Source organism: Streptomyces sp. TAA040 (assembly GCF_000424845.1).
In genome coordinates, this window is record NZ_AUKR01000056.1 from 1 (window position 1) to 4,911 (window position 4,911).

6 protein-coding genes and 2 pseudogenes are annotated in these 4,911 nt (G+C 69.9%); 4 read left to right on the forward strand and 4 right to left on the reverse strand.

All coding sequences use genetic code 11. The annotated features are described in order from the left end of the window. Positions 1–188, reverse strand: a pseudogene (locus H300_RS0121510) (hypothetical protein); the annotation flags it as partial. A 178-nt stretch (positions 189–366) separates the two neighbouring features. On the opposite strand from H300_RS0121510, the gene H300_RS31660 reads away from it, so the two are divergent. Continuing rightward, a complete protein-coding gene (locus H300_RS31660) occupies positions 367–561 on the forward strand; it encodes a hypothetical protein (protein WP_037981455.1) in 195 nt (64 codons plus the stop codon). Between the two features lie 450 nt (positions 562–1,011). Here H300_RS31660 and H300_RS0121520 read toward each other — a convergent pair whose 3' ends face one another. Then, positions 1,012–1,209: a hypothetical protein gene (locus H300_RS0121520; RefSeq protein ID WP_028429034.1), complete on the reverse strand. Its 198-nt coding sequence runs from the start codon at positions 1,207–1,209 to the stop codon at positions 1,012–1,014. 263 nt (positions 1,210–1,472) lie between these two features. Between H300_RS0121520 and H300_RS0121525 the strand changes: the two genes are divergently transcribed. Both H300_RS0121525 and H300_RS31985 read left to right on the forward strand, forming a co-directional pair. After that, on the forward strand, positions 1,473–2,324 hold the full coding sequence (locus tag H300_RS0121525; protein WP_028429035.1) for a methyltransferase domain-containing protein: 852 nt from the start codon (positions 1,473–1,475) through the stop codon (positions 2,322–2,324). After that, a pseudogene (locus tag H300_RS31985) lies at positions 2,321–2,428 on the forward strand (IS5/IS1182 family transposase); the annotation flags it as partial. The gene H300_RS0121525 and the pseudogene H300_RS31985, both read left to right, overlap by 4 nt. A gap of 84 nt (positions 2,429–2,512) precedes the next feature. Here H300_RS31985 and H300_RS0121530 read toward each other — a convergent pair. Continuing rightward, a complete protein-coding gene (locus H300_RS0121530; RefSeq protein WP_028429036.1) occupies positions 2,513–4,063 on the reverse strand; it encodes a hypothetical protein in 1,551 nt (516 codons plus the stop codon). Further along, positions 4,060–4,620, reverse strand: coding sequence for an ABC transporter ATP-binding protein (locus H300_RS28525; RefSeq protein WP_486583995.1), 561 nt, complete (start codon positions 4,618–4,620; stop codon positions 4,060–4,062). The genes H300_RS0121530 and H300_RS28525 overlap by 4 nt, the downstream gene beginning before the upstream one ends. On the opposite strand from H300_RS28525, the gene H300_RS0121540 reads away from it, so the two are divergent. Then, positions 4,579–4,911 (forward strand): helix-turn-helix domain-containing protein (locus tag H300_RS0121540; protein ID WP_158678425.1); only part of this gene is annotated, 333 nt, incomplete at its 3' end. The genes H300_RS28525 and H300_RS0121540 overlap by 42 nt on opposite strands.

The window sequence follows — 4,911 nt, forward strand, 5'->3', positions numbered from 1 at the left end:
TTCACCGGAGCCACCGCGACAGCGGCCTCCACCTCGGCCCGGTCCTGCTCGGCCAGCCGGTTCAGCACCCGCTCGGCGACCACCCACTCCTCCCGCTCCGCCTCGACCTCCCCCAGCCGCTTGCCCAACTCCTCGGCGAGCGCGTCCAGCTCGCTCCGACGAGCCGTGATCCGCTCCAACTCGGACATCCCCGCTCCCTCCCCGCGATCCGGCGGTGCATCCATACGGCCACGGATCGTAGGCGGCCCTCACACCAGGCGCAGCAGAACCCGAGAACCGCCCCGGCCGCCCCTGTCGGACGATCTCCACCATGGACACCGGCCCCCGACCAGCGCGAGTACAGCAAGATGCCCGCACACCAGACCCATGACCTGCAATTTCACGATGCACACAACTCAATGGTGGGTGCCCTCCCCGCAGGCGTCATGCACCTACCTGGCCGACTGGGTCGCCACCAAGACCCGCTGGAGGCTTGCCGTCGACCAGGCCGAGCTGGCCGCGCTCAACGAACGAGCCGCGACCTGCCCCGACGTGGTCCTGACCGTACCGATCGCCAACTGACACCGGTAGCGGGGCGTGCCACGAGGACGCCCCGCAATCTGCCCGGCGGGCGGGGAGGTCCAGGGCCCCGGTTCCACGGCGGAGCGCGGCCGGTGGCCTTGCACCGGCACCGATCGTCCAGTTCGTCGGGGGCTAGGGCGAGTCCATGTCCGGGGGGCCGGTGACACGGCGGCAGGCTGCTCTGGTCACCTCGCGGCCGCAGATCGTTCAGGACAGGTCCCGCCGCCCGCCGAGCTCCCGGCTGCACTGCTCTGGGCCGACGACTTCGCCTACTACGGCGACATCACAGCCTTCATGGCCAGCCAGCCCTTTCGAGGTAGCCTCACCCGCTGGATCGACGGAGACAGCACACGCGGCGACGAGGCCTGGTCACCGCCCGCCCCGACGCCCTGCGTACTTCGCTGTGACCATGGCGCCGGCCCGGTGCGTCCTGTTTCGACCAGGGCCGGTTCAGCCGATCACGGACCGTGCGAAGGCGACAGCGCTGGCGAAGGCGCCCCCGGCAGCCAGTACCCCGACAGCCCAAGCGTTCCCTGCCAGCACGGTCAGCAAGCCAGCGGCCACGGCGACCTGCGTGCCCAGCATCAGAATGACCGCGACCCGCACCGTCATCAACGGCTCCCGCGATCGGTCGGACGGCGCACGCACGACAGCTCCTTGAGGTTCTCGTGCCTGCGTATGAGGGGCTTCGCCGATGCTCGTAGACTCATGATGTGGCATTCATGAGTACCCCGCACTGCTGCTTCCTGTGATCGGAAGGCGCTGAGGGTGATGCCGAGCGGCATCACCCTGCTTGGTGTGCCTGCTGCGTGAACCACTTTGCCGGTACTGCCCGTCCTTCCTGAGGCAGTGACGCCCTGAGCGCACGTGCAGGCACGGTTTCTTCCCTTCACGTTTGCCAGGAGTGCCTCGTGCCCGTGTCGCTTCCCCCTGCCCTTGAACTGTTCCTCGACCTGCTGCGCTGCCCGATGTGCCGCACGCGCCGGCTGAACCCCGGCCGCGGCGCACTGCGCTGCCCGGTGGGCCACACCTTCGACATCGCCCGCCACGGCTACGCCAGCCTGCTGACGGGCACCCGCGCCACCAGCGGTGATGACGCGGCCATGGTCCGAGCCCGGGACCGCTTTCTGTCCACCGGCGCCTACGCGCCCATCCGCGACACAGGGGCCCGCCTGGCGGCCGACGCCGCGTCCGAGCAGACCACGGTCGTGGACGTGGGATGCGGAACGGGCTACTACCTGACCGGCGTACTCGACCGGTTGCCCGGCGCCCGTGGCCTGGGGCTGGACACATCGGTGCGCGCGCTGCGCTCGGCAGCTCGTGCCCACGACCGAGCCGCCGCGGTGGCCTGGGACGTCTTCCGTCCCTTCCCGCTGGCTGACGGGGCGGCCGATGTCGTGCTGGACGTGTTCGCCCCACGCAACCCGGCCGAGTTCCACCGCGTGCTGCGCCCGACCGGCCAACTGATCGTGGTCCGCCCCACCGGGCGGCACCTGGCCGAGCTGCGCGGCCGGGTGCCTGCGATGGTTGCGATCGACCCGACCAAGGAGCAGCGTCTGCACCGGGCGCTGGCCCCCTTCTTCGAGGCCGTCGTCACCGAACAGGTGCAGTACTCCGCGCCTCTGAGCAGGCTGGATGCCGTGGATCTGGTGGCGATGACGCCGAGCGCACGCCACGTGAGCCACGCCGAGCTGGACGATGACGGCCTACTGCCCGATCAGGTCACTGTCTCCGTGCTGGCCACCGCCTACCGGCCTCGGTGACCACGAGCGGACGCATGCGCCTGCTGACCGACGAGCAATGGGCGCGCCCGGCGCCCTGCCTTCCCGACAACGCCGGGAAGGCAGGGCGCCCGTTCGCCGACCACCTTGCATCATCGGAGAACAGGTCCCGGCCAAAGCACTACAGCATGCGGTGTTGCCGTGCGGGATAGCAATACCAGTGCGCTGTGCTACACCCGACCGAGTCGGGTGAACAGCGCACGGCGGGCCCACCCTGTCCGGCGCAGGCCCGCCCAGACGCACCAGCCGGTCAGACTCAGCGCGACCAGAGCGGCACCGAGAGCGGACGGCATCTTTTCCATCACGAGGATGCCGACTAGCACGACAACGAGTCCGTCAAATTGCCACACGAAGACGCGAACCCCGGAGAGGTCGCCCAGAGGCGTGATGATGGGGATCAGCAGCTCGATCGGTAGGTTCGTTTTCATCTCGCGCAGGAACCTGGCGCCGAGCACGAGTGTCACTGAAGCCGTGGCGAGCAGCACAGCGTCACTGGGACAGACATCCCGAAGCGGCCACTGGATCACGGCCGCAGTACCGCCCGCCAGTCCCACGGTGGTCGCCACCGCGACGACGGGCCAGGCCAGGGTGCGAGCGAGCATTCCACCCCACCACTCACCGAATAGCGGGGCCAGGGCTAGTTCGTCGCGCAGACCGCGCCAGGCCTCGCTGACCCATCCTGACCCCAAGTACACAGCGGTTGCGCCGGTCACCCAGAACAGCGTTGCCGATCCGGTGCCTGGTTCCGCGACGCCGAGCGTCAGCAAGGCGCCGCCGGTCAGCAGGAACGCCGCGGCAGCGGCAGCGCGGCCCCGCGTGCGCAGCGCGCGGACCGCTCCCTGTGCGAGGTGGCCGCGTAGGCGTCCGTCAGGACGTACCAGAGCGGAGGTGAGCCCGCGCGGTTCCGGGCGGTACAGGTCCAGCGCATGGTGGAGGGTGCCGGTCCAGGCGAAGGTTTGGGCCTCGGCGGCGCGCGCTGATTCGCGTGCGAGTCGGGAGAGGTCGACGGTGTGAATGGAACGGAAGGCGGACCGACCGAGTACCGTCGCTGAGACCGCGAGTACACCGGCGGTGAGCCACAGGCCGCCTCCGTCCGCGAGTGCGGACTGCCCGAGCAGCGCCACGGCGACGGCGACGACTGCCACGGCGGCGGCGAGCGTGACGTTCTCGCGCACCGTCCGGACCTGGCCCCACAGCCACGTCACGGCGGCGATGGCGCCGATGCCCACCGTGACGGCTGCGCCTTGCGCTACGAGCGCGGTTTCCGAGTGGTCGAACAGGTCGGTCATGAGGAGCGTGGCCGTGGATACCGTCAGCAGAGTGCCGAGCCCCGCGTACGCCAGTCGACGGCGGGCAATCGGACCCAGGTAACACGAGGGGGGCAGGTCCGTGGAAGTGAACACGTGCAGTAGGAACGGCTTGAGCACCAGCGGTCCCCAGAACCGGCCGGCGAGCTGAGCGCCCCAGACCGTCCCCGCCGCGACCAGGCACGCCACGGGTGTCGCCGCCGTGGCGGATTCCAGCGGGAGGAATGTCGGGGAAGTCCTCACCAGATAGAGGACCGGTGCCAGGTAGACGAGGGCGAGGATGACGGTGAGGTAGATCGTGTATGCCCAGTCCGCCGCCGTGGCGCGGTCGCTGCGGCGTGCGTATCGGTGCCGTACGGCGTGGACGCGAGCCTCGTGGTTGGACTCGACCGCGGTGATGCTGTCCGTCGTCATCCCAACTCCATGACGCCGTCGCAGGCGTCCACCACAGCGCTGTCGTGGGTGGCGACCAGGAGTGCGGTCCCACGCTCGGCCCGTTCGGCGAGCAGTGTGACGACGAGGTGGACGCGACCGGTGTCGAGGTGCCGCTCGGGTTCGTCGAGCAGGACAACATCGGCAGGGCGGACCAGGGTCAGCGCGAGGCTGAAGAGCTGTAGCTGGCCGGAAGAGAGCTGGGAGGGAAACCGCCCGCCCAGCGCGGGAAGGCCCAGCCGGTCGATGACCTCTTCGGCGCGCTCGGCGGTCTTCGAGGTGTTGCCATACCAGGAGGCGGCGACGAGGGTCACCTGCTCGCGCAGCGTCATGTCGCGGGCGACGGGCACGGGTTCGACGAGCGAGGCCAGGAGCCGACGGTGTCGGGGCCTGGACAGATCGACGGCCTCGCCCTGCACGCGGACGGCGCCGCCCGTCAGCTTCCGACTCCCTAGTGTCCTGAGTCGGTAGTCCGCGTGCGGTTGTAGGGTAGGGTAATGCCTGGTCTGAAGCCGTTGCCGTTGGAACTTTCCGATCACGAACGCCGGGTGCTGCGGGGTTGGTTGCGCAAGCAGACCGCGTCGCAGGCGCTGGTGCTGCGTTCGCGGATCGTGCTGGCGTGTGCGGGGGGCCTGCCGAACGCGCGGGTCGCGGACGACCTGGGCGTTTCACGGGAGACGGTGCGCAAGTGGCGGTCCCGGTTCGCCGCGGACCGGCTGGAGGGCCTGGTGGACCGGCCACGCTCGGGGCCACCGCGGAAGATCACGGACGAGCAGGTCGAAGCCCTGGTCGCCAGGACGCTCGGCCAGACGCCGCCGACGGGTGATTCG

What these genes read in the sequence shown, in the direction of transcription:
- H300_RS0121530 (WP_028429036.1), bottom strand. Translation starts at nt 4,063, where the DNA reads ATGACGACGGACAGCATCACCGCGGTCGAGTCCAACCACGAGGCTCGC.
- H300_RS31660 (WP_037981455.1), top strand. Translation starts at nt 367, where the DNA reads ATGACCTGCAATTTCACGATGCACACAACTCAATGGTGGGTGCCCTCC.